The sequence below is a fragment of the Streptomyces asoensis genome, from assembly GCF_016860545.1.
Taxonomy (GTDB): Bacteria; Actinomycetota; Actinomycetes; order Streptomycetales; family Streptomycetaceae; genus Streptomyces; species Streptomyces asoensis.
In genome coordinates this window covers 2,086,998-2,108,126 of record NZ_BNEB01000005.1, presented here as the reverse complement: position 1 = coordinate 2,108,126, position 21,129 = coordinate 2,086,998, and the positions used below count along the sequence as shown (strand labels likewise).

Here is a 21,129-nt window from a genome sequence, read left to right as displayed (position 1 = left end):
CGGCCCTTCTATCGCGTACTCGTGACGATGGTCAGAAGTAGGTGATAACTTCGGAGGCGACCGTCGAGGAGGCCGCCCTCATGAGTCCCTTCACCGGCTCCGCCGCCCGCACCTCCGACTGGCACCATCTGCGCGTCGACGTCGCCGACGGCGTCGCGACCGTCACCCTGGCGCGTCCGCAGAAGCTCAACGCCCTCACCTTCGGCGCCTACGCCGACCTGCGTGACCTGCTGGCCGAACTGTCCCGGGAGCGGTCGGTCCGCGCCCTGGTCCTGGCCGGCGAAGGGCGCGGCTTCTGCTCGGGCGGTGACGTCGACGAGATCATCGGCGCCACCCTCGGCATGGACACCGCGACCCTGCTGGACTTCAACCGGATGACCGGCCAGGTCGTGCGGGCCGTGCGGGAATGCCCCTTCCCGGTCGTCGCGGCCGTGCACGGCGTCGCCGCGGGCGCCGGCGCGGTCCTCGCCCTGGCCGCCGACTTCCGGGTCGCCGACCCCAGCGCCCGCTTCGCGTTCCTCTTCACCCGCGTCGGCCTCTCCGGGGGCGACATGGGGGCCGCCTACCTGCTGCCCCGCGTCGTGGGCCTCGGGCACGCCACCCGGCTGCTCATGCTCGGCGAACCCGTCCGGGCCCCCGAGGCCGAGCGCATCGGCCTCATCAGCGAACTCACCGACGAGGGCCGCGCCGACGAGGCCGCACAGGCGCTGGCCCGCCGGCTCGCCGACGGCCCGGCCCTGGCCCACGCGCAGACCAAGGCCCTGCTGACGGCCGAGCTGGACATGCCCCTGGCGGCGGCCGTGGAACTGGACGCGGCGACCCAGGCCCTCCTGATGAACGGCGAGGACTACGCCGAGTTCCACGCGGCGTTCACCCAGAAGCGCCCGGTGAAGTGGCGGGGACGGTAGGCGTGGCGGCCGGGGAGCGGGTCTCGTCCGCACAGGCCGGAGCCCACACCGGGGAGCGGCCCGGCCGCGGACCGGGAACGGCCGCCCCGCGTCCGCGGCCGCCCGGACCGGCGGGCGCCCCCCTGCGGGTCGCGGTCGTCGGCGGCGGCCCCGGCGGTCTCTACGCGGCGGCCCTGCTCAAACGCGACGACCCCGCCCGGGAGATCACCCTCTGGGAGCGCAACGCCCCCGACGACACCTTCGGCTTCGGAGTCGTCCTGTCCGACGAGACCCTCGGCGGCATCGAACACGCCGACCCGGAGGTCTACGCGGCCCTCCAGCGGGACTTCGTCCGCTGGGACGACATCGGCATCGTGCGCCGCGGCACCCGGCACACCTCCACGGGCCACGGCTTCGCCGCACTCGGCCGGCGCCGGCTCCTGGAGATCCTGCACGAACGCTGCCGCCGTCTCGGCGTGGACCTGCGCCTGCGCACCGAAGCGCCCCACCCCGCACGGCTGGCCGAGGGGTACGACCTCGTCGTCGCCGCCGACGGAGTCCACAGCGCCGTCCGTGAGGCGTACGCCGGGATCTTCCGCCCGCGGGTGAGCGGCCACCGCTGCCGCTACATCTGGCTCGCCGCGGACTTCGCCTTCGACGCCTTCCGCTTCGAGATCGCCGAGACCCCGTACGGCGTCGTCCAGTTGCACGGCTACCCCTACGCGGCCGACGCCTCGACGGTGATCGTCGAGATGCGGGAGGAGGTCTGGCGGGCGGCCGGCTTCGACGGATCGGACGAGCGCGAGTCCGTGGAGCGCTGCGCCGAGATCTTCTCGGACGCCCTCGGCGGACGCCCGCTGCGGTCGAACAACTCCGCCTGGACCGTCTTCCGCACCGTCGTCAACGAGCACTGGTCGCACGGGAACGTCGTCCTGCTCGGCGACGCCGCCCACACCGCCCACTTCTCCATCGGCTCCGGCACCAAGCTCGCCGTCGAGGACGCGCTGGCCCTGACCGCGTGTCTGGGCGAACACCACGACGTGGGCGAGGCATTGAGCGCCTACGAGGAGGAGCGCAGACCGGTCGTCGCCTCCACCCAACGGGCCGCCCGGGCCAGCCTGGAGTGGTTCGAGAACCTCGCCCTCTACCGGGACCAGCCGCCCCGCAGGTTCGCCTTCAACCTGCTCACCCGCAGCCGCCGGGTCACCCACGACAACCTGCGGCTGCGCGATCCGCGCTTCACCGACGCCGTGGAGCGGGAGGCGGGCTGCCCGCCCGGCACGCCCCCGATGTTCACCCCGTTCCGCCTGCGCGGCCTGACCCTGCGCAACCGGGTCGTCGTCTCGCCCATGGACATGTACTCGGCGACCGACGGTCTGCCCGACGACTTCCACCTCGTCCATCTGGGCGCCCGCGCACTCGGCGGGGCCGCCTTGGTGATGACCGAGATGGTGTGCGTGTCGGCACACGGACGCATCACGCCCGGCTGCACCGGTCTGTGGACCGCCCGGCAGGGCGACGCCTGGCGGCGCGTCACCGACTTCGTGCACGACCGGGCGCCGGGCACCGCGATCGGCGTCCAGCTCGGCCACAGCGGGCGCAAGGGCTCGACGAGGCTCATGTGGGAGGGCATGGACGAACCGCTGCCCGACGGCAACTGGCCGCTCGTGGCCGCCTCCTCGCTGCCCTACAAACCGGACGGCCCCGTGCCCCGGGCGCTCACCCGGGCCCAGCTCACCGACCTGCGCCACGAGTTCGCCGACGCCGCCCGGCGGGCCGCCCGGGCCGGCTTCGACCTCCTCGAACTGCACTGCGCCCACGGCTATCTGCTCTCCGGGTTCCTCTCCCCGCTCACCAACCACCGCACGGACGCCTACGGAGGCCCGCTCACCCGGCGGCTGCGGTTCCCGCTCGAGGTCTTCGACGCGGTCCGCGCGGTGTGGCCGGCCGAACGGCCGATGACCGTCCGCATCTCCGCCACCGACTGGGCCCCGGGCGGCACGTCGGCCGACGACGCCGTGGAGATCGCCCGGGCCTTCGCCGCCCACGGCGCCGACGCGATCGACGTGTCGACCGGACAGGTGGTGGCCGAGGAACGGCCCGCCCACGGGCGCTCGTACCAGACCCCCTTCGCGGACCGCATCCGCCACGAGGTGCGGGTGCCCGTCATCGCGGTCGGCGCGATCTCCTCCTGGGACGACGTCAACTCACTGATCCTGGCGGGCCGTACGGACCTGTGCGCGCTCGCCAGGCCGCACCTGTACGACCCGAACTGGACCCTGCACGCGGCCGCCGAACAGGGCTACACCGGGCCCGGCGCGCCCTGGCCCGCCCCCTACCGTGCGGGCAGCCGACCCCCGCGCACCGGCCGCACCGACGCGCCCCGGACGCGGCGCGCGGGCCGGGCGGCCGCGGGTCCGGCCGGGTGACTCACGGCGCGGGCGCCGTGACGCCCGCGAACCGGGCGCCCGCGTCCCGCAGACGGTCGTGCAGCTCCTGGAAGACGGCGGCGGAACGGGTGCCGGGCCAGCCCTCGGGGAGGAGACGGGCGGGCAGGCCGGGGTCGGTGTAGGGCAGGTGCCGCCAGGAGTCCAGCGCGAGCAGGTAGTCCCGGTAGGCCTCCTCGGGCGGGGTGTCCGTCCGCCGCCGCCAGGAGTGCAGGACCCGCGCGTGGGTGTCGAGGAAGGTCTCGTGCTCCTTGGCGATGGCCGCCAGGTCCCACCAGCGGGCGACGGACTCCACCGTCGGCGAGAACCCGAGGTGCTCGCCCCGGAACAGGTCCACGTACGGGTCCAGACGCAGCCGGCGCAGCGTGTGCCGGGTCTCGTCGTGCAGACGCGCCGGAGCGATCCACACGCCGGGGGCCGCGGTGCCGAACCCCAGGCCCGCGAGCCGCGAGCGCAGCACGTGCCGCTTCTGCCGCTCCGACTCCGGCACGGAGAACACCGCCAGCACCCAGCCCTCGTCCGCGGGCGGGGCCGTGGCGTAGATGCGCCGGTCGCCGTCCTCCAGCAACTGCCTTGCCTCGTCCGACAGTTCATATCCCGCCGCGCCCTGTGCCGTGCGGGCCGGCAGCAGCAGTCCGCGCCGCTTGAGCCGGGAGACCGAGGAGCGCACGGAGGGAGCGTCGACACCGACCGCGGCGAGCAGCCGGATCAGCTCGGCGACGGGCACCGGGCCCGGCGCGAAGCGGCCGTACGCGCCGTAGAGCGTGACGATGAGAGACCGGGGTGCGGGCTGATCGGACACGTTGATCATCTTAGGTCGTCGGTATCACTGCTGGTCACCATCGGTGTCACGATCGGTGTCATCGCCGGGGCCGGGGCCGGGGCGTGTGGCGCGGCTCGGGGCGCGGCTGCCGGGCGTGCCGCCTTCGGCGCGCAGCCTGAACCGCTGGAGCTTCCCGGTCGCCGTGCGCGGCAGGGCGTCCAGGAAGACGAACTCGCGCGGGCACTTGTAGGGCGCCAACTCCTGCCGCAGGAACCCGCGCAGGGCCTCGGCGTCCTGCCGGGCACCGCCCCGCAGGACGGCGAACGCGACGACCACCTGCCCCCGGCGCGCGTCCGGACGGCCCACGACCGCCGCCTCCACCACCTCCGGGTGGCGCAGCAGGGCCTCCTCGACCTCGGGACCCGCGATGTTGTACCCGGCCGAGATGATCATGTCGTCGGCCCGGGCGACGTACCGGAAGTAGCCGTCGGACTCGCGGACGTAGGTGTCGCCGGTGATGTTCCAGCCGTCACGCACGTACTGCCGCTGGCGGGGGTCGGCCAGGTAGCGGCAGCCGACCGGGCCGCGCACGGCGAGCAGTCCGGGCTCGCCGTCGGGCACCGGCTCGCCGTGCGCGTCCTGCACGCGCGCCTGCCAGCCGGGCACGGGGACGCCGGTCGTGCCGGGCCGGATGTGCTCGTCGGCGGCCGAGACGAAGATGTGCAGCAGTTCGGTGGCCCCGATGCCGTTGATCAGGCGCAGTCCCGTCCGCTCGTGCCAGGCCCGCCAGGTCGCCGCGGGCAGGTTCTCCCCGGCGGAGACACAGCGGCGCAGCGAGGAGACGTCGGGCACACCGGGGCCGTCCGGGTCGCCCAGGTCGTCGAGCATCGCGCGGTAGGCGGTGGGCGCGGTGAACAGCACGCTCACCCGGTGCTCGGCGATGGCGGGCAACAGCTGCCGCGGGCCCGCCTGTTCGAGCAGCAGCGCGCTGGCGCCGGCCCGCATCGGGAACACGACCAGTCCGCCGAGGCCGAAGGTGAAGCCGAGCGGGGGACTGCCCGCGAAGACATCGTCCGGCAGCGGCTTCAGCACATGCCGGGAGAAGGTGTCGGCGATCGCCAGCACGTCCCGGTGGAAGTGCAGACAGCCCTTGGGGCGGCCGGTGGTGCCGGAGGTGAACGCGATCAGCGCCACGTCGTCGGAGGCGGTCCCGACGGCCTCGTACGGCTCCTGCGGGGCCGGGCGCAGCAGCAGGTCGTCGGGCGCGTCGCCGCCGTACGTCGTGACGCGCAGCCCGGGCACCTCCGCCTTGACGAGGTCGTCGACGGCCCGGACGTCGCACAGGGCGTGCCCGACGCGCGCGATCTCGCACATGGTGCGCAGCTCGTTCGGCCGCTGCTGGGCCAGCACGGTCACCGCGATCGCGCCCGCCTTGAGCACCGCCAGCCAGCAGGCCGCGAGCCAGGGCGTGGTGGGGCCGCGCAGCAGCACGCGGTTGCCGGGGACGACCCCGAGCTCGCCGCTCAGCAGATGCGCTATCCGGTCCACGCGGGCGCGCAGCTCCCCGTACGTCCAGGACGGGCCGGTGCCGGTGTGGAACACGGGCCGCTCCGCGGCGGCGCGGTCGAGCAGCTCGGCGGCGCAGTTCACCCGGTCCGGGTAGCGCAGTTCGGGCAGATCGAAGGTGAGACCCGGCCACTGACCGGGCGGCGGAAGGTGGTCGCGCGCGAAGGTGTCGACGTGGGCCGAGACGTTCATGGGCGTTCGCCCCCTTGCCTGGATGGACCGTCCGGCCGGGCTGCCCGGGCTGGTGTCGTCATGGGGTCGCGCAACGAGCGTAGCGCCTTGGTGACGACAGTCAACGGTGCGCGATAATGTCGGAGGCGGACGGGGTCGGCGCCTGCCCGGGCCGCAGGCGCAGCAGGTACAGCAGGCAAGGCAGGCAAGGCAGGCAAGGCAGGTATGGCAGAGGAGACAGGCGATGCCCGCATTCTCACTCGAACCGGCACAGACCGCCTGGTGCGCCGAGCTGCGTGCCATGGCCGCTCAACGGCTGCGCCCGCTGGCCGAGAAGGGGGAACCGGGGTACGTCAACCGTCCCCTCGTCGCGGAACTCGGCCGACTCGGGCTGCTGGCCCGGCTGTTCACCTCCGGCGCCGTCGGCCTCTGTCTGATGCGGGAGTCCCTCGCCTACGCCTGCACCGAGGCGGAGACCGCGCTCGCGCTGCAAGGGCTGGGCGCCCATCCGGTCCACGCCCACGGCACACCCGCCCAGCGGCGGCGGTGGCTTCCCCGGGTCGCGGACGGCACCGCGATCGCCGCGTTCGCGCTGAGCGAGCCCGGCGCGGGATCCGACGCGGCGGCCCTGTCGCTCTCCGCGCGACCCGACGGGCCGGGCGGCCGAGGTGACGGGCCGGGCGGACGAGGTGACGGGTCGGGCGGGAGCAACGGCTCGGCCGGAGAACGGCGTTGGCGGCTGTCCGGGGAGAAGTGCTGGATCTCCAACGCTCCCGGGGCCGACTTCTACACCGTCTTCGCCCGCACCACCCCGGGGGCCGGCGCCCGGGGCGTGACCGCGTTCCTCGTGCCCGCCGACCGCCCGGGCCTCACCGGCTCCGCCCTCGACATGCTCTCCCCGCACCCCATCGGCACCCTGACCTTCGACGCCGTACCGGTCACCGCGGACGACGTGCTCGGCGAGCCCGACCGCGGCTTCCGGGTCGCCATGGGCACCCTCGACCTGTTCCGCCCCAGCGTCGGCGCCTTCGCCGTCGGGATGGCCCAGGCCGCCCTCGACGCGACCCTCGACCACACCGCCCGCAGGGACGCGTTCGGCGGCAGGCTGAGCGACCTCCAGGCGGTCGCTCACCAGGTGGCCGAGATGGCTCTGCGCACGGAGGCCGCGCGGCTGATGGTGCAGGCCGCGGCGAGCGCGTACGACAGCGGCGCGGCCGATGTCCGCAAACGTGCCGCGATGGCCAAGCTGTTCGCCACCGAGGCCGCCCAGTACGTCGTCGACCGGGCCGTCCAACTGCACGGCGCACGGGCGTTGCAACGCGGCCACCTGCTCGAACACCTCTACCGGGAGGTGCGCGCACCACGGATCTACGAAGGCGCGAGCGAAGTCCAACGGGGCATCATCGCCAAGCAGTTGTACGCCGAACCGGGGGATCTGGAGGCCATATGAGCATCGAACGCGTCAACCCGCCCGGGCTCTCCCCGGCCACCGGCTTCTCCCACGCCGTCGTCGCCACCGGCGGGCGCGTCGTGTTCCTCGCCGGCCAGACCGCACTGGACGCGGACGGAAAGGTCGTGGGCAGCACGCTCCCGGAGCAGTTCGCCCGGGCGCTGGCCAATCTGCTGGCCGCGCTGAGGGCGGCGGGCGGCACCGCCGGCGACCTGGCCCGCGTCACCGTCCATGTCACGGACGTCGCCGCGTACCGCGACCACGCCGCCGAACTGGGCGCCATCTGGCGGGAGTCGGCGGGACGCGACTATCCGGCGATGGCGGTCGTCGGGATCGTACGGCTCTGGGACGAGCAGGCCCTCGTCGAACTGGACGGGTTCGCCGTACTGGACCGGTGACCGGCGCCGGGCGGGCTCAGGCCGCGACGGCCAGCTGTGCGGCGGTCACCCGGTGCGGGCCCACCACACGGCCGTCGGGCCGCAGCTCGCCGGAGTCGTCGAAGACGATCGTGCCGTCGCACAGCAGGTTCCAGCCCTGCTCGGGGTGGGCGGCGACGATGTGCGCGAGAGGTGTCGAGCGGTCGTCGGTGTGCGTACCGGGGAGCTGGTGAGAACACATGGAGCACCTCCACGTCGGTGGGGTCGGCCGTCGTGTCGGCCCCCGTGGAACGACCATGCGCCCGCTCCGCGGCCGTCTCCAGAGGGCGGCGGCAAGCGTGACAGCACCAGGACAACTCCAGGACCGTTCGCCGACGACCGGTGCGGACTCGCCACCGAAGGAGTGACGATCACCGTCCCGGGCGTGTCCGCCGGGTACCTGTGGAGGCTCCCACCACAGGAGGTTCTTCCATGTCGTTGCGTCTCGCCCTCTCCGCGGCCGCCGGCGCCGCGCTCGTCCTGCTCGCCGCCCCGGCGGTCACGGCCGCCGGCGGCACCGCGGAGTCCGTCACCGTCGACCCGGCCGGCCGTATCGCCGCGGACGGCACGATCACCCTCTCGGGCACCTACCGCTGCGTCGGCAGCACGGGCCCGGTGTTCGTCAGCTCCTCCGTCGGCCAGGGCGCGGGCAAGTCCCGGCACGGCATCGGCGGCACCCGCGCGGTGTGCGACGGGGCCGAGCACACCTGGCGGAACACCGGCAAGGCCACGTCCGCGGACATCGCACCCGGCGCCGCGAACGTGGAGGCCACGCTGCTGGAGCTGCGCCCCGAGAGCGGCCTGCCGCTGCCCCGCTTCCACGCGGCACAGGAGCGGGACATCACCCTGACGGCCGTCTGACCCACCCCGCTCCGCGAGCGGCACGCGTTTCGTGCTGCCCGGGATCCGGGGCGGCGGGCGCCGGTGACGGGTCGTCGCCCGGGTCAGACCGGGTAGGCGTGGGTCTGGGCGGCCTTCACCGTCGCCCAGACCTCCGCGCCCGGGTGGAGCCCGAGCTCCGCGGCGGCCACCGTGGTGAGGTCCGCGGCGAGCGGAAGCTCACCCGTGAGGTCGGCGCGGATCTGGTCGCCGTGGGTCTCCAGACCGGCGACCCGGCAGTGCCAGAGGTTGCGCGCGCTGGAGCCGTGGGGCCGCTCGCCGTGCAGGGTGACCGCGCTCGGCGGGAAGGCCACGAAGGCCGGGCCCGCCAGGGACTCGGTCGTGGTCACACGAGGCCCGGCGTCGAGCCGGACGGTGTGCCCCTGCGCCTGGCCGCGGTAGAGGTTCAGGCCGACCAGCTGCGCGATGTACTCCGTGCGGGGACGGCGGGCGATCTCGGACGGGACACCCTCCTGGACGACGCTGCCGTGCTCGACGACGACCAGCCGGTCGGCGAGCACCATGGCGTCCAGCGGGTCGTGCGTCACCAGGACCGCGACGGCCTCGAACTCGGCCAGATGGCGGCGCAGCCGCGCGCGGACCTCCAGCCGGGTGCGGGCGTCCAGCGCGGCCAGCGGCTCGTCCAGGAGCAGCAGCCGCGGCCGGACGGCCAGCGCACGGGCGAGCGCGACCCGCTGGGCCTGACCGCCCGACAGCCTGCGCGGTTTGACGCCGGCGTGCTCCGCGAGGCCCATGCGGTCCAGCCACTCGGCGGCCAGGGCGCGCGCCCGCGTCCGGCTCGCCCCCTGGCACCGCGGGCCGAACGCCACGTTGTCCAGGGCGCTCAGATGCGGGAAGAGCAGGTAGTCCTGGAAGACGACCCCGACCGGCCGCGACTCCGGCGGCGTGCCCTCCAGTGCTCGGCCGTCCAGCCGTATCCGGCCGCCGGTGAGCGGGGTGAGACCGGCGAGGGCGCGCAGCGCGGTGGTCTTGCCGGCGCCGTTGGGGCCGAGCAGGGCGACGACCTCGCCGGGTGCGACCCTCATCGCCACGTCGAGCCGGAACGTGCCGCGCTCGACGAGGAGACGGGCGTCGAGTCCGGCCTCCGGGGCGTCTCGTCCAGGAGGGGTGCCGTGCGTTGCGAGGATGCCGTGGCCGGCGGGGTTGCCTTGTCCGGCGGGGTCGCCGGGGAGGTCCGGAGCGGGCCGGGCGAGCTCGGCGGGCCATGCGGGCCGGGCGGGTTCGTCGGGCCGGGTCATCGGGCCGTCATCCAGCGGTCGCGCAGGCCCGCGAGTACCGCCACCGATACGGCGAGCAGGACGAGACTCAGGGCGATGGCGGCCTCCGGGTCGCTCTGAAGGGCCAGGTACACGGCCAGCGGCATGGTCTGGGTGCGGCCGGGGAAGTTCCCCGCGAAGGTGATCGTCGCGCCGAACTCGCCGAGCGCGCGCGCCCATGCCAGCACCGCGCCCGCCGCGATGCCCGGCGCGATCAGCGGCAGCGTGACGCGGCGGAACGCGGTGAAGCGGGAGGCGCCGAGGGTGGCCGCCGCCTCCTCGTAACGCGGGTCGGCGGCCCGCAGGGTGCCCTCGACGCTGATGACGAGGAACGGCATGGCGACGAACGCCTCGGCGACGACGACCCCTGCCGTGGTGAACGGAAGCGTGACGCCGAACGAGGAGTCGAGCCACGTCCCGACGATGCCGTTGCGGCCGAGGGCCATCAGCAGGGCCACACCGCCGACCACCGGCGGCAGCACGAGCGGCAGGGTCACCAGGGCCCTGACCAGGCCGCGCCCGGGGAACTCGACCCGTGCCAGCAGCCAGGCCAGCGGCACGCCCACGACCAGGCTCACGGCCGTGGCGGCGGTGGCGCAGACCAGGGACAGCCGCAGTGCCTCCCACACCTGCGCACTGGTCAGCAGCCCGGGCAGGCTGCGCCACGGGGCCCGCACGAGCAGGGCGACGAGCGGCACGGTCAGGAACGCCACACCGACGAGCGCGGGCACCAGCAGCGGGAGCGGTGCTCCCCGCGTCCGGATCCGGGCACGCCGGCCCCGCGGACCGTCCTGGAGGGCGTCGGCCTCGTGTCCGCCCTCGCCGTCGGCCGCGGCGCCGGTCTCGTCGAGCGGGGTCACGGCCGCAGGAACCCGGCCCCGGTCAGGACCTTCTGGCCCTCGGCGGACCTGACCAGCGCGATGAACGCCTTCGCGGCGTCGGCGTTGCGCGCGTCCTTGAGCCGGACGATCGGGTAGTCGTTGACGGCTTCGGCCGACTCGGGGAACTCCACGCCCTCCACCTTGTCACCCGCGGCGCGCACATCGGTCTTGTAGACGAGCGCCGCGTCGGCCTCCTTCAGCTCCACCTTCGTCAGGGCGGCCTTGACGTCCTGCTCGTAGGAGACGGGGGTGAGCTTCAGCCCGGCCGCGTCGAGGGCCTTCTGCGCGGCGGCGCCGCAGGGCACCGTCCTGTCGCAGAGGACGACCTTCAGTTTCGATCCGGTGAGGTCCTTCAAGGTGGAGACCTTGTCGGGGTTGCCCGGCAGGGTGGCGATCTCCAGCTGGTTGCGGACGAAGGTGGCGGGCGTGCCCGAGGCGTCGCCGGCATCCGTGACGATCTTCATCGTCTTGGGGCTGGCGGAGGCGAACACGTCGGCCGGGGCGCCGCCGGTGATGCTCGCGGCCAGGGAGTCGCTGCCGCCGAAGCTGAAGGTGACCTTCGTCCCCGGGTGCGCCTTCTCGAACTCCTCGCCCAGCGCCGTGAAGCTCTCCTTCAGCGAGGCCGCGGCGAACACGGTCACCGTGCCGGAGAGCTTGCCCGGGGCGGACGCGGAGGAGGCGGAGCCGTCCGGCTTCGCCGAGGAGGAGTCGTCGGAGGACGAACAGGCGCCCAGGGTCAGCAGCGCGGTGGCTCCCAGGGCCGCCACCTGCATCGGTCGGCCGGTCCGGTGCGCGGTACGGGTCATCACGGGTCCACTCCCTCAGGTCTGACGGACGCCTGATCATAATGCTGCCGCAGATGCGAGGTGAAAGTCTCCTGTCGCTTTGCATGAGCCGTGATCGAGAACGGTTCGTCTGGCATGTGCGTTTGCACGGCAGGCCGGTCCGGGTACGGTCGTGCAGGAGGTGGAGCCCGTGACCCAGCCCTTCGCGTTCCCTGGTACGGAGTCCGGTCCGACGACTGCTTCCCCCGCCGGGCCGCAGGCGTGGTTCGTCCTCGCCGGGGATCTGGCCCGCCCGGCCCGGCTGACCGTGTCCGACCTGCTGGACCGGCCCCAGCATGCGGCCTACGTCAGCTTCGAGTGCGCCACCAGCGGCGTCCGGCACCACCGTTTCACCGGACCGCTGCTGCACGAGGTCCTCGCGGACGCGGGTCCCGTGTTCGACCCGGCGCGGCGCAAGGACCGTCTGCGTTTCCTGATCGCGGTGTCCGGCGCGGACGGCCATCACGCCCTGCTGTCCTGGGCGGAGATCGACCCCGACTTCGGCCGGACTCCCGTCCTACTGGCGGTCACCATGGACGACACCCCGCTCGACCGGAGCGGTCCCATGCTCGTCGTGCCGCAGGACCGCTGCGGCGCCCGGCACGTCAGCGGCATCGGCACGATCCGCGTCGACGGCGGCTACACGACGTGGGCCGCGCACTGACCGCCGCAACGAGCCGACACCCGGCCGGCGGGCCCTTGCGCGGTCAGGCCCGGTCGATGTGCACGCTGGTCGACTTCACCCGGGCGGTGGCCTCCACGCCGACCTCCAGGCCCAGTTCCTCCACGGCCTCCCGCGTCAGCAGGGACACCAGCCGGTGCGGGCCGGCCTGGATCTCCACCTGGGCGGCGACATCGCCGAGCTTCACGGCCGTGACGATGCCGGGGAAGGCGTTGCGGACCGAGGTGTAGGAGGTGCCCTCCTCGCCGCCGCCGCTCCTGGCCAGTTCCACCGAGAAGGCGGCCAGGTCCCTGCCGTCGACGAGGCGTCGCCCGGCCTCGTCCCGGTGCGTGGCCACCCGGCCCGCGTCCGCCCACCGCCGCGCGGTGTCCGGACTCACCCCGAGCAGACGGGCCGCCTGGCCGATCGTGTAGGACTGCATAGCCGCCAAGATAGGTGATCACCCCGGCCCGGTCGCACACGATGGACCCTCGCCCCGGCCGAAGCCGGCCGGGGCGAGGGCGGTGTCCGTTCCTCAGATGTCCCGGAAGATCTCGATCTGGGCGCCGATGGAGTTCAGGCGTTCGGCCAGGTCCTCGTAGCCGCGGTTGATGACGTACACGTTGCGCAGCACCGAGGTGCCCTCGGCCGCCATCATCGCCAGCAGGACGACCACCGCGGGGCGCAGGGCGGGCGGGCACATCATCTCGGCGGCACGCCAGCGCGTCGGTCCCTCGACCAGCACCCGGTGCGGGTCGAGGAGCTGGAGCCGGCCGCCGAGGCGGTTCAGGTCCGTCAGGTAGATCGCGCGGTTGTCGTAGACCCAGTCGTGGATGAGGGTCTTGCCCTGGGCGACGGCCGCGATGGCCGCGAAGAAGGGCACGTTGTCGATGTTCAGGCCGGGGAACGGCATCGGGTGGATCTTGTCGATCGGCGCCTCCAGCTTGGAGGGCCGGACGGTGAGGTCGACCAGCCGCGTGCGGCCGTTGTCGGCCGGGTACTCCGGTGTGCGGTCGTGGTCGAGGCCCATCTCCTCCAGGACCGCAAGCTCGATCTCGAGGAACTCGACGGGCACCCGGCGCACCGTCAGCTCCGACTCCGTGACGACGGCGGCGGCCAGCAGGCTCATCGCCTCGACCGGGTCCTCGGAGGGCGAGTAGTCCACGTCCACGTCGATGTCGGGCACGCCGTGCACGGTGAGCGTGGTGGTGCCGATGCCCTCCACCCGCACGCCGAGCGCCTCAAGGAAGAAGCACAGGTCCTGGACCATGTAGTTGGAGGAGGCGTTGCGGATGACGGTCACGCCGTCGTGCCGGGCGGCCGCCAGCAGCGCGTTCTCGGTGACGGTGTCCCCGCGCTCGGTCAGCACGATCGGCCGGTCCGGGCGGACGGAGGGGTCGACCACGGCGTGGTACTGCCCTTCCGTGGCCGCCACCTCGAGACCGAACCGGCGCAGCGCGATCATGTGCGGCTCGATGGTGCGGGTGCCGAGGTCGCAGCCGCCGGCGTACGGCAGCTTGAAGTGGTTCATGCGGTGCAGCAGCGGCCCGAGGAACATGATGATGGACCGGGTGCGCACGGCTGCCTCGGCGTCGATCGCCGCCATGTCCAGCCGGGCCGGCGGGACGAGCTCCAGGTCGACGCCGTCGTTGATCCAGCGGGTGCGTACGCCGATGGAGTTGAGCACCTCGAGGAGCCGGTAGACCTCCTCGATCCGCGCGACCCGGCGCAGCACCGTGCGCCCCTGGTTGAGCAGTGAGGCGCACAGCAGTGCCACGCACGCGTTCTTGCTGGTCTTCACGTCGATCGCGCCGGAGAGGCGGCGACCCCCCACCACCCGCAGATGCATCGGACCCGCGTAGCCGAGCGAGACGATCTCGCTGTCCAGCGCCTCACCGATGCGGGCGATCATCTCAAGGCTGATGTTCTGGTTGCCCCGCTCGATGCGGTTGACCGCACTCTGGCTGGTTCCGAGCGCCTCGGCGAGCTGCGTCTGTGTCCAGCCTCGATGCTGCCGGGCGTCACGGATGAGCTTGCCGATGCGTACGAGGTAGTCGTCTGCCATGTGGCTGAGGTTATCTCAGATATGAGATGGCGCCTCCCGGGGGGTCCATTCGGGTGACGTCCCGTCAACGGCGCTTCGCCTTACGGGTGTGACGCCACCCGAAAGGTCCCGGCAAATCGACCGATGTCGTACGACGTCCGGTGCTGCTGTGCGTCTGGCGCGGCCCGTGCTTGCCGCCGCCGGTCGTGATCGACCAGGAGTGCCGGTTGATGTTCAGTCGCACCCCGGGGAGGATGCGGAAGCTCTTGCGGAACGTGAGGGGCATCGGGTCTCCTTCGTCGCGTAGCGTCCGTCGGTCGACGTCTACCCCCACTCCGCGCGCCCATGGCCTGTCCGGTCGGCGCCGGAACCTTCAACGCCCCTGCCCCGCACCCGAGATGCCGGCAGAGGGCTCCGCGGGCCGGTATGACGACCGGCTCCGCGGGCCGGTGCGACGACCCCGCCCGGGGTGGCCCGCCTCCCGCCCGGTGCGCCCGCCTCCCACCCGATGCGCCCGCCGCCCGCACGGGGGCGCCCGACCGTGACGAACAAGGGTGCAGCGAGCCCGGGCATGACCATTCAGCCCCCATGTACTAGAGTTATCTCGACATCGAGATATCTGCCGAGGCGCCCCGCAGCCGCCCAGCCCCTGGTAAGGGTTACCTAACTTAGCCTGACCTCAGCGGTTCGGCCAAGCCCGCGTGGCGGCAGGATGCGGTGGTAAGCGCACATCAATGAAGGAGACTGTCGTGTCGGCGAACAGCTTCGACGCCCGCAGCACGCTGCAGGTGGGCGACGAGTCGTACGAGATCTTCCGGCTGGACAAGGTGGAAGGCTCGGCTCGCCTTCCGTACAGCCTGAAGGTGCTGCTGGAGAACCTGCTCCGTACCGAGGACGGCGCGAACATCACCGCCGACCACATCCGTGCCCTCGGCGGCTGGGACTCGCAGGCCCAGCCCAACCAGGAGATCCAGTTCACGCCGGCCCGCGTGATCATGCAGGACTTCACCGGCGTTCCCTGTGTCGTCGACCTCGCCACCATGCGTGAGGCCGTCAAGGAGCTCGGCGGCGACCCGGCGAAGGTCAACCCGCTCTCCCCGGCCGAACTGGTCATCGACCACTCCGTCATCGCCGACAAGTTCGGCACCAACGACGCGTTCGCCCAGAACGTCGAGCTGGAGTACGGCCGCAACAAGGAGCGCTACCAGTTCCTGCGCTGGGGCCAGACCGCCTTCGACGACTTCAAGGTCGTCCCGCCGGGCACCGGCATCGTCCACCAGGTGAACATCGAGCACCTGGCGCGCACGGTCATGGTCCGTAACGGCCAGGCGTACCCCGACACCCTGGTCGGCACCGACTCGCACACCACCATGGTCAACGGCCTCGGCGTCCTCGGCTGGGGCGTCGGCGGCATCGAGGCCGAGGCCGCGATGCTCGGCCAGCCGGTCTCCATGCTGATCCCGCGCGTCGTCGGCTTCAAGCTCACCGGCGAGCTGCCCACCGGCACCACCGCCACCGACCTCGTCCTCACGATCACCGAGATGCTGCGCAAGCACGGCGTCGTCGGCAAGTTCGTCGAGTTCTACGGTGAGGGCGTCGCCGCCACCTCCCTCGCCAACCGCGCCACCATCGGCAACATGTCGCCGGAGTTCGGCTCCACCGCCGCGATCTTCCCGATCGACGACGAGACCCTGAAGTACCTCAAGCTCACCGGCCGCTCCGAGCAGCAGGTCGCGCTCGTCGAGGCGTACGCCAAGGAGCAGGGCCTCTGGCTGGACCCGAAGGCCGAGCCGGACTTCTCCGAGAAGCTCGAGCTGGACCTGTCGACCGTCGTCCCGTCGATCGCCGGCCCGAAGCGCCCGCAGGACCGGATCGTCCTCGCCAACGCCGCCGAGCAGTTCAAGCAGGACGTCCGCAACTACGTGGACAACGTCGACGAGTCGGGCAAGGAGTCCTTCCCGGCCTCCGACGCCCCGGCCGTCGCCCCGAACGGCGCCCCGTCCAACCCGGTCACCGTGACCGCCCCCGACGGCTCCACGTACGAGATCGACCACGGCGCGGTGACGGTCGCGGCCATCACCTCCTGCACCAACACCTCCAACCCGTACGTCATGGTCGCCGCCGCGCTCGTCGCGAAGAAGGCCGTGGAGAAGGGCCTGACCCGCAAGCCGTGGGTCAAGACCACGCTCGCCCCGGGCTCGAAGGTCGTCACCGACTACTTCGACAAGGCGGGCCTGACCCCCTACCTCGACAAGGTCGGCTTCAACCTCGTCGGCTACGGCTGCACCACCTGCATCGGCAACTCCGGCCCGCTGCCGGAGGAGGTCTCCAAGGCGGTCAACGACCACGACCTCGCGGTCACCTCGGTCCTCTCCGGCAACCGCAACTTCGAGGGCCGGATCAACCCCGACGTCAAGATGAACTACCTGGCGTCCCCGCCGCTGGTCGTCGCGTACGCCCTCGCCGGCTCGATGAAGGTGGACATCACCAAGGACGCCCTGGGCGCCGACCAGGACGGCAACCCGGTCTTCCTCAAGGACATCTGGCCCTCCGAGGCCGAGGTCAACGACGTCGTGGCGAACGCCATCGGCGAGGACATGTTCAACAAGTCCTACCAGGACGTCTTCGCCGGCGACGCCCAGTGGCAGGCGCTGCCGATCCCGACCGGCAACACCTTCGAGTGGGACACCGAGTCGACCTACGTCCGCAAGCCCCCGTACTTCGAGGGCATGACCATGGAGACCACCCCGGTCTCGGACATCACCGGCGCGCGCGTCCTCGCCAAGCTGGGCGACTCGGTCACCACCGACCACATCTCCCCGGCCGGCGCGATCAAGGCCGACACCCCGGCCGGCAAGTACCTCACCGAGCACGGTGTGGAGCGTCGTGACTTCAACAGCTACGGCTCGCGCCGCGGCAACCACGAGGTCATGATCCGCGGCACGTTCGCCAACATCCGCCTGCGCAACCAGCTCGCGCCGGGCACCGAGGGCGGCTACACCCGCGACTTCACCCAGGCCGACGGTCCGGTGTCGTTCATCTACGACGCCTCCCGCAACTACATCGAGCAGGGCACCCCGCTCGTCATCCTGGGCGGCAAGGAGTACGGCTCCGGCTCGTCCCGCGACTGGGCCGCCAAGGGCACCGCGCTCCTCGGCGTCAAGGCCGTCATCACCGAGTCGTACGAGCGCATCCACCGCTCGAACCTCATCGGCATGGGCGTCCTGCCGCTCCAGTTCCCGGAGGGCACCAACGCGGAGTCCTTCGGCCTGACCGGCGAGGAGACCTTCTCCTTCACCGGCGTCGAGGAGCTCAACAACGGCACCACGCCGCGCACGGTCAAGGTCACCACCGACACGGGCGTCGAGTTCGACGCGGTCGTCCGCATCGACACCCCCGGTGAGGCCGACTACTACCGCAACGGCGGCATCATGCAGTACGTGCTGCGCAGCCTGATCCGCAAGTAGGCCGCGGGCACCACACGTCGAGGGCCGCATCCCCGCACCGGGGGTGCGGCCCTTCGCCGTGTTCGTCCCGAGACATCACCCACCCCCAGCCCGGACACAGGGTTCCCCCAGCCGGCCGGGACAGGATCGGGACATGACTGCCACCCCGGGGTTTCGCAGAGGACGGATCCGCGTCCTGATCGTCGACGACGAACCGGCGCTCACCCAAGTGCTGTCCGTGGCCGTCACCGACGCCGGCCGGCGCCCCTACCCGGTGCCCGACCACACCGTGCGCGGGCTCGGGTACGCCGTCCGGCCCGCGGAGGACGGAAGGTGAACACCCGCCGGTCCGGGGGCCGTTCCCTGCGCACCCGGCTCCTCCTCCTGATCACCGCCGTCCTGATCGTCGTCTGCGCCGCGATGGCCCTCACCACCGTCCTCGCCCAACGCGCCTACCTGCTGGGCGACCTGGACGACCGGGTCACCGACGCGGCCGCGCGCAGCCTCGGCGGGGCCTCGCTCCACCCGGACCTCGCGAGCGACCTGACCTTCCTCCAGGAGAGCGGACACCCGGCCGGTCTGCTCGCCGCGCGCCTGGACGCCGGGGGAAACGTCCTCGCGGCGGCGACGGTCGGCCAGGACGCCCCGCCCCGGCACCTCACCGGGGCCCGGACCGCGGCGCTCTCGGACATCGGACCCGACGGCCGTTTCCACACCCGGACCGTCCCCGGCCTCGGCACCTACCGTCTCACCGCCGTCCGCGACCACGGCGTCCGCGTCCTCGCCGGTCTTCCGGCGGACGACGTCCAGGACATGATCGGCGGCCTGGTCGTCATCGAGGCGGTCGCCGCCGCCGCGGGCCTGACCGCCGCCGGGGCCGGCTGCGCCGTCGTCATCCGGCGGCAGCTGCGCCCCCTCGGCCGGGTCGCCGCCACCGCCGTGGAGGTCTCGCGCGCCCCGCTGTGCCGCGGCGAGGTCTCCGCCCTCACCCGGGTCCCCGAACGGGACACCGACCCCGGCAGCGAGGCCGGTCAGATGGGCGCCGCCCTCAACCGCATGATCGGCCACGTGGAGTCCGCGCTCGCCGAGCGCCGGCGCAGCGAGGAGCGGATGCGCCGCAGCGAGGAGCGCATGCGCCGTTTCCTCGCCGACGCCAGTCACGAACTGCGCACCCCGCTCGCCTCCATCGCGGGCTACGCGGAGCTGATGAACCGGGGCACGGACCGTGTCGAACCCGGCCTGGCCTGGCGCCGGGTCACGGCCGAGTCGGCGCGGATGACGGGCCTGGTGGAGGATCTGCTGCTGCTCGCCCGGCTGGACGACGGCAGACCGCTGGAGTCCGCCGAGGTGGACCTCGCGGCGCTCGTCGCCGAGTCGGTCCGGGACGCCCGGGCGGCCGGCGGCGGCCACGACTGGCAGCTGGAACTCCGCCTCGAAGAGGCGCCCCTGGCCCTCGGCGACGAGTCCCGCCTCCGCCAGGTGATCGCCAACCTGCTGGCCAACGCGCGGGTGCACACACCCGCCGGCACTCGGGTCGTGACGGTCGTGGAGGCGCGCGGGGGCAGGTGCGCGGTGCGCGTCCGTGACGACGGTCCGGGCATCCCGGCGGGCCTCCTGCCCACGGTCTTCGAGCGCTTCACCCGCGCCGACGCCTCCCGGGCCCGCGCCACCGCGGGCGCCGGCGCCGGTCTCGGCCTCGCCATCGTCGCGGCGATCACGGCGGCCCACGGCGGTCGCGTCGACGTCCGCAGCGAACCGGGCCGCACGGAGTTCACGGTGGAGCTGCCGCTCGCCGGCGGGAGCGGCGCGGACTCCCCGGCCGCCGCCCGGGGCCCGCGGGCGGCGGCCGGCCGGGTCCCGGAGGCCGCCGCGCCGCCGTCGGCGTGACCGTAGCCGCGCGCTGCGGCGGACGCGCCGGTTTACAAGTGGGCCGGACAGCGCTACCTTCCGCCACAGGTGAAGTGGGAGCGCTCCCATATTCGTGCGCGGCCGACGGACCGGAACCCGTCGGGCGCGGACCGGGAGGCTCCCGCTTCACGCCCCCACACCCGCATCCGCAGTGCACACCCCATGCACGCACGGTCCGTACACGGAAGGCGGACTCCTCTGCCATGCGAACTGTCATGATCACGTCATGTTCTACGTCGAGGTTACGCACCAGAGCCCTGCTCATGGTCCTCCTCGCCCTGCTGGCCACCGTCCCCGCCCTCGGCCTGATCGTCACGGCGGGCGGCACCGCCGAGGCCCACGGCACCCCCATGAAACCGGCCAGCCGCACGTTCCTGTGCTGGCAGGACGCGCTGACCTCCACCGGTGAGATCAAACCGGTCAACCCCGCCTGCAAGAACGCCCAGCAGGTCAGCGGCACCACGCCGTTCTACAACTGGTTCTCGGTGCTGCGCTCCGACGGCGCGGGACGTACCCGCGGCTTCGTGCCGGACGGCCGGCTGTGCAGCGGCGGCAACAACAACTTCACCGGGTTCGACGCGGCCCGCAGCGACTGGCCCCTCACCCACCTCACCTCGGGCGCGAGCGTCGACTTCTCCTACAACGCGTGGGCGGCGCACCCCGGTTGGTTCTACGTCTACGTCACCAAGGACGGCTTCGACCCCACCCGCACCCTCACCTGGGACGCCATCGAGGACCAGCCCTTCCTCTCCGTCGACCACCCGCCCCTCAACGGCAGCCCCGGCACCGTCGAGGCCAACTACTCCTGGACCGGCCGGCTCCCGGCGAACAAGACGGGCCGGCACATCATCTACATGGTCTGGCAGCGCTCGGACAGCGCCGAGACCTTCTACTCCTGCTCCGACGTCGTCTTCGACGGCGGCAACGGCGAGGTGACCGGCATCCACGAACCGGGCAACCCGACGGAGCCCGTGCCCGGGGCCTGCACCGCCACCCGCCGGACCACCAACAGCTGGTCCGGCGGCTACCAGTCCGAGGTGACCGTCACCAACTCCGGTGACGTCCCGATGCTCGGCTGGATGGTCGACTGGACGCTGCCCGGCGGTCAGTCGGTGGCCAGTCTGTGGAGCGGCAACGCCACGTACGACGGCCAGGCGGTGATGGTCCACAACGCCGACTGGAACGGCTCGTTGAGCCCGGGTCAGAGTACGACGTTCGGATACGTCGTCTCCGGCGCGGGCGGTGACAGCGCCACCGCCCTGCCCTGCCGGGTCGGTTGAGCGACAGCGCGCCGGTACGGACCCGGTGGGCGGCGAGCCGTGCCCCCACCGGGTCCGTACCCTCACCGGGCCCGTTCCCCCCACCGGGTCCGCGCCCACCGGGTCCGTGCGCCGCTCCGGCCCGGTGACACGTGCGGCGGCGGCGACCTCGGGGAGGTGAGGTCGCCGCCGCCGCACGGGCAGGCGCCGGACGCCCGGGCCGGTCGGGCCGGGGACGGCAGGGAGGCCG

At 72.9% G+C, this 21,129-nt stretch carries 19 protein-coding genes; 10 read left to right on the top strand and 9 right to left on the bottom strand.

What is annotated here, in order from left to right; all coding sequences use genetic code 11:
* Nucleotides 1-80 precede the first annotated feature (80 nt).
* Nucleotides 81-908 (top strand): enoyl-CoA hydratase family protein, encoded by an 828-nt coding sequence (locus Saso_RS32005; RefSeq protein ID WP_189922880.1) that lies wholly within the window; start codon nucleotides 81-83, stop codon nucleotides 906-908.
* Nucleotides 893-3,316, top strand: a complete 2,424-nt coding sequence (locus tag Saso_RS32000; RefSeq protein ID WP_372442519.1) for a bifunctional salicylyl-CoA 5-hydroxylase/oxidoreductase — start codon at nucleotides 893-895, stop codon at nucleotides 3,314-3,316. The genes Saso_RS32005 and Saso_RS32000 overlap by 16 nt, the downstream gene beginning before the upstream one ends.
* A 1-nt stretch (nucleotide 3,317) precedes the next feature.
* Here Saso_RS32000 and Saso_RS31995 read toward each other — a convergent pair whose 3' ends face one another.
* Both Saso_RS31995 and Saso_RS31990 read right to left on the bottom strand, forming a co-directional pair.
* A complete protein-coding gene (locus Saso_RS31995; protein ID WP_189922882.1) occupies nucleotides 3,318-4,145 on the bottom strand; it encodes a PaaX family transcriptional regulator in 828 nt (275 codons plus the stop codon).
* A gap of 15 nt (nucleotides 4,146-4,160) precedes the next feature.
* Complete coding sequence (locus Saso_RS31990; RefSeq protein ID WP_189922884.1) at nucleotides 4,161-5,855, bottom strand: AMP-binding protein; 1,695 nt, start codon at nucleotides 5,853-5,855, stop codon at nucleotides 4,161-4,163.
* A gap of 223 nt (nucleotides 5,856-6,078) precedes the next feature.
* Between Saso_RS31990 and Saso_RS31985 the strand changes: the two genes are divergently transcribed.
* Both Saso_RS31985 and Saso_RS31980 read left to right on the top strand, forming a co-directional pair.
* Nucleotides 6,079-7,284 carry an acyl-CoA dehydrogenase family protein gene (locus tag Saso_RS31985; protein ID WP_189922886.1) on the top strand — a complete coding sequence of 402 codons (1,206 nt, stop codon included), beginning with the start codon at nucleotides 6,079-6,081 and terminating at the stop codon, nucleotides 7,282-7,284.
* Nucleotides 7,281-7,682 carry a RidA family protein gene (locus Saso_RS31980; RefSeq protein ID WP_189922888.1) on the top strand — a complete coding sequence of 134 codons (402 nt, stop codon included), beginning with the start codon at nucleotides 7,281-7,283 and terminating at the stop codon, nucleotides 7,680-7,682. Before Saso_RS31985 ends, Saso_RS31980 begins: the two co-directional genes overlap by 4 nt.
* 16 nt (nucleotides 7,683-7,698) lie before the next feature.
* Here Saso_RS31980 and Saso_RS31975 read toward each other — a convergent pair whose 3' ends face one another.
* On the bottom strand, nucleotides 7,699-7,902 hold the full coding sequence (locus Saso_RS31975) for a DUF5999 family protein (RefSeq protein WP_189922890.1): 204 nt from the start codon (nucleotides 7,900-7,902) through the stop codon (nucleotides 7,699-7,701).
* 230 nt (nucleotides 7,903-8,132) lie between these two features.
* Here Saso_RS31975 and Saso_RS31970 point away from each other — a divergent pair, with 230 nt between their 5' ends.
* Entirely contained in the window at nucleotides 8,133-8,561 is a 429-nt protein-coding gene (locus tag Saso_RS31970) for a DUF6299 family protein (RefSeq protein WP_189922892.1), read from the top strand.
* Between the two features lie 83 nt (nucleotides 8,562-8,644).
* On the opposite strand, the gene Saso_RS31965 is transcribed toward Saso_RS31970, so the two are convergent.
* From Saso_RS31965 to modA, 3 genes are read right to left on the bottom strand one after another with little or no spacing between them, the layout of a single operon-like run.
* A complete protein-coding gene (locus Saso_RS31965) occupies nucleotides 8,645-9,838 on the bottom strand; it encodes an ABC transporter ATP-binding protein (protein WP_189922894.1) in 1,194 nt (397 codons plus the stop codon).
* Complete coding sequence (gene modB / locus Saso_RS31960; RefSeq protein WP_189922896.1) at nucleotides 9,835-10,716, bottom strand: molybdate ABC transporter permease subunit; 882 nt, start codon at nucleotides 10,714-10,716, stop codon at nucleotides 9,835-9,837. The genes Saso_RS31965 and modB overlap by 4 nt, the downstream gene beginning before the upstream one ends.
* Nucleotides 10,713-11,543, bottom strand: coding sequence for a molybdate ABC transporter substrate-binding protein (modA, locus tag Saso_RS31955; protein ID WP_189922898.1), 831 nt, complete (start codon nucleotides 11,541-11,543; stop codon nucleotides 10,713-10,715). The genes modB and modA overlap by 4 nt, the downstream gene beginning before the upstream one ends.
* Nucleotides 11,544-11,712: 169 nt before the next feature.
* Between modA and Saso_RS31950 the strand changes: the two genes are divergently transcribed.
* Nucleotides 11,713-12,225, top strand: a complete 513-nt coding sequence (locus Saso_RS31950; RefSeq protein ID WP_189922900.1) for a molybdopterin-dependent oxidoreductase — start codon at nucleotides 11,713-11,715, stop codon at nucleotides 12,223-12,225.
* Between the two features lie 43 nt (nucleotides 12,226-12,268).
* Here the strand turns inward: Saso_RS31950 and Saso_RS31945 are convergent, their stop codons facing one another.
* The 3 genes from Saso_RS31945 to Saso_RS31935 form a co-directional block, all read right to left on the bottom strand.
* Nucleotides 12,269-12,664 (bottom strand): TOBE domain-containing protein, encoded by a 396-nt coding sequence (locus Saso_RS31945; RefSeq protein ID WP_189922902.1) that lies wholly within the window; start codon nucleotides 12,662-12,664, stop codon nucleotides 12,269-12,271.
* Nucleotides 12,665-12,757: 93 nt separating this feature from the next.
* Complete coding sequence (locus tag Saso_RS31940; protein ID WP_189922904.1) at nucleotides 12,758-14,287, bottom strand: helix-turn-helix domain-containing protein; 1,530 nt, start codon at nucleotides 14,285-14,287, stop codon at nucleotides 12,758-12,760.
* A 64-nt stretch (nucleotides 14,288-14,351) separates the two neighbouring features.
* Nucleotides 14,352-14,552 (bottom strand): DUF4236 domain-containing protein, encoded by a 201-nt coding sequence (locus Saso_RS31935; protein WP_189922906.1) that lies wholly within the window; start codon nucleotides 14,550-14,552, stop codon nucleotides 14,352-14,354.
* Between the two features lie 463 nt (nucleotides 14,553-15,015).
* Here Saso_RS31935 and acnA point away from each other — a divergent pair, with 463 nt between their 5' ends.
* The 4 genes from acnA (at nucleotide 15,016) to Saso_RS31915 (ending at nucleotide 20,900) form a co-directional block, all read left to right on the top strand.
* On the top strand, nucleotides 15,016-17,733 hold the full coding sequence (gene acnA / locus Saso_RS31930) for an aconitate hydratase AcnA (RefSeq protein ID WP_189922908.1): 2,718 nt from the start codon (nucleotides 15,016-15,018) through the stop codon (nucleotides 17,731-17,733).
* Between the two features lie 133 nt (nucleotides 17,734-17,866).
* The gene (locus tag Saso_RS31925) at nucleotides 17,867-18,049 is read left to right on the top strand and encodes a response regulator (RefSeq protein ID WP_229901322.1); all 183 of its coding nucleotides are present in this window, start codon (nucleotides 17,867-17,869) and stop codon (nucleotides 18,047-18,049) included.
* A gap of 83 nt (nucleotides 18,050-18,132) precedes the next feature.
* On the top strand, nucleotides 18,133-19,599 hold the full coding sequence (locus Saso_RS31920) for a sensor histidine kinase (protein WP_307822361.1): 1,467 nt from the start codon (nucleotides 18,133-18,135) through the stop codon (nucleotides 19,597-19,599).
* A gap of 236 nt (nucleotides 19,600-19,835) precedes the next feature.
* A complete protein-coding gene (locus Saso_RS31915; RefSeq protein WP_189922912.1) occupies nucleotides 19,836-20,900 on the top strand; it encodes a lytic polysaccharide monooxygenase auxiliary activity family 9 protein in 1,065 nt (354 codons plus the stop codon).
* Nucleotides 20,901-21,129: the final 229 nt, after the last annotated feature.

What these genes read in the sequence shown, in the direction of transcription:
- Saso_RS32005 (WP_189922880.1), top strand. Translation starts at nt 81, where the DNA reads ATGAGTCCCTTCACCGGCTCCGCCGCCCGCACCTCCGACTGGCACCAT.
- Saso_RS31995 (WP_189922882.1), bottom strand. Translation starts at nt 4,145, where the DNA reads ATGATCAACGTGTCCGATCAGCCCGCACCCCGGTCTCTCATCGTCACG.
- Saso_RS31990 (WP_189922884.1), bottom strand. Translation starts at nt 5,855, where the DNA reads ATGAACGTCTCGGCCCACGTCGACACCTTCGCGCGCGACCACCTTCCG.
- Saso_RS31985 (WP_189922886.1), top strand. Translation starts at nt 6,079, where the DNA reads ATGCCCGCATTCTCACTCGAACCGGCACAGACCGCCTGGTGCGCCGAG.
- Saso_RS31980 (WP_189922888.1), top strand. Translation starts at nt 7,281, where the DNA reads ATGAGCATCGAACGCGTCAACCCGCCCGGGCTCTCCCCGGCCACCGGC.
- Saso_RS31975 (WP_189922890.1), bottom strand. Translation starts at nt 7,902, where the DNA reads ATGTGTTCTCACCAGCTCCCCGGTACGCACACCGACGACCGCTCGACA.
- Saso_RS31970 (WP_189922892.1), top strand. Translation starts at nt 8,133, where the DNA reads ATGTCGTTGCGTCTCGCCCTCTCCGCGGCCGCCGGCGCCGCGCTCGTC.
- Saso_RS31965 (WP_189922894.1), bottom strand. Translation starts at nt 9,838, where the DNA reads ATGACCCGGCCCGACGAACCCGCCCGGCCCGCATGGCCCGCCGAGCTC.
- modA (WP_189922898.1), bottom strand. Translation starts at nt 11,543, where the DNA reads ATGACCCGTACCGCGCACCGGACCGGCCGACCGATGCAGGTGGCGGCC.
- Saso_RS31945 (WP_189922902.1), bottom strand. Translation starts at nt 12,664, where the DNA reads ATGCAGTCCTACACGATCGGCCAGGCGGCCCGTCTGCTCGGGGTGAGT.
- Saso_RS31940 (WP_189922904.1), bottom strand. Translation starts at nt 14,287, where the DNA reads ATGGCAGACGACTACCTCGTACGCATCGGCAAGCTCATCCGTGACGCC.
- Saso_RS31935 (WP_189922906.1), bottom strand. Translation starts at nt 14,552, where the DNA reads ATGCCCCTCACGTTCCGCAAGAGCTTCCGCATCCTCCCCGGGGTGCGA.
- Saso_RS31925 (WP_229901322.1), top strand. Translation starts at nt 17,867, where the DNA reads ATGACTGCCACCCCGGGGTTTCGCAGAGGACGGATCCGCGTCCTGATC.
- Saso_RS31920 (WP_307822361.1), top strand. Translation starts at nt 18,133, where the DNA reads ATGGCCCTCACCACCGTCCTCGCCCAACGCGCCTACCTGCTGGGCGAC.
- Saso_RS31915 (WP_189922912.1), top strand. Translation starts at nt 19,836, where the DNA reads ATGATCACGTCATGTTCTACGTCGAGGTTACGCACCAGAGCCCTGCTC.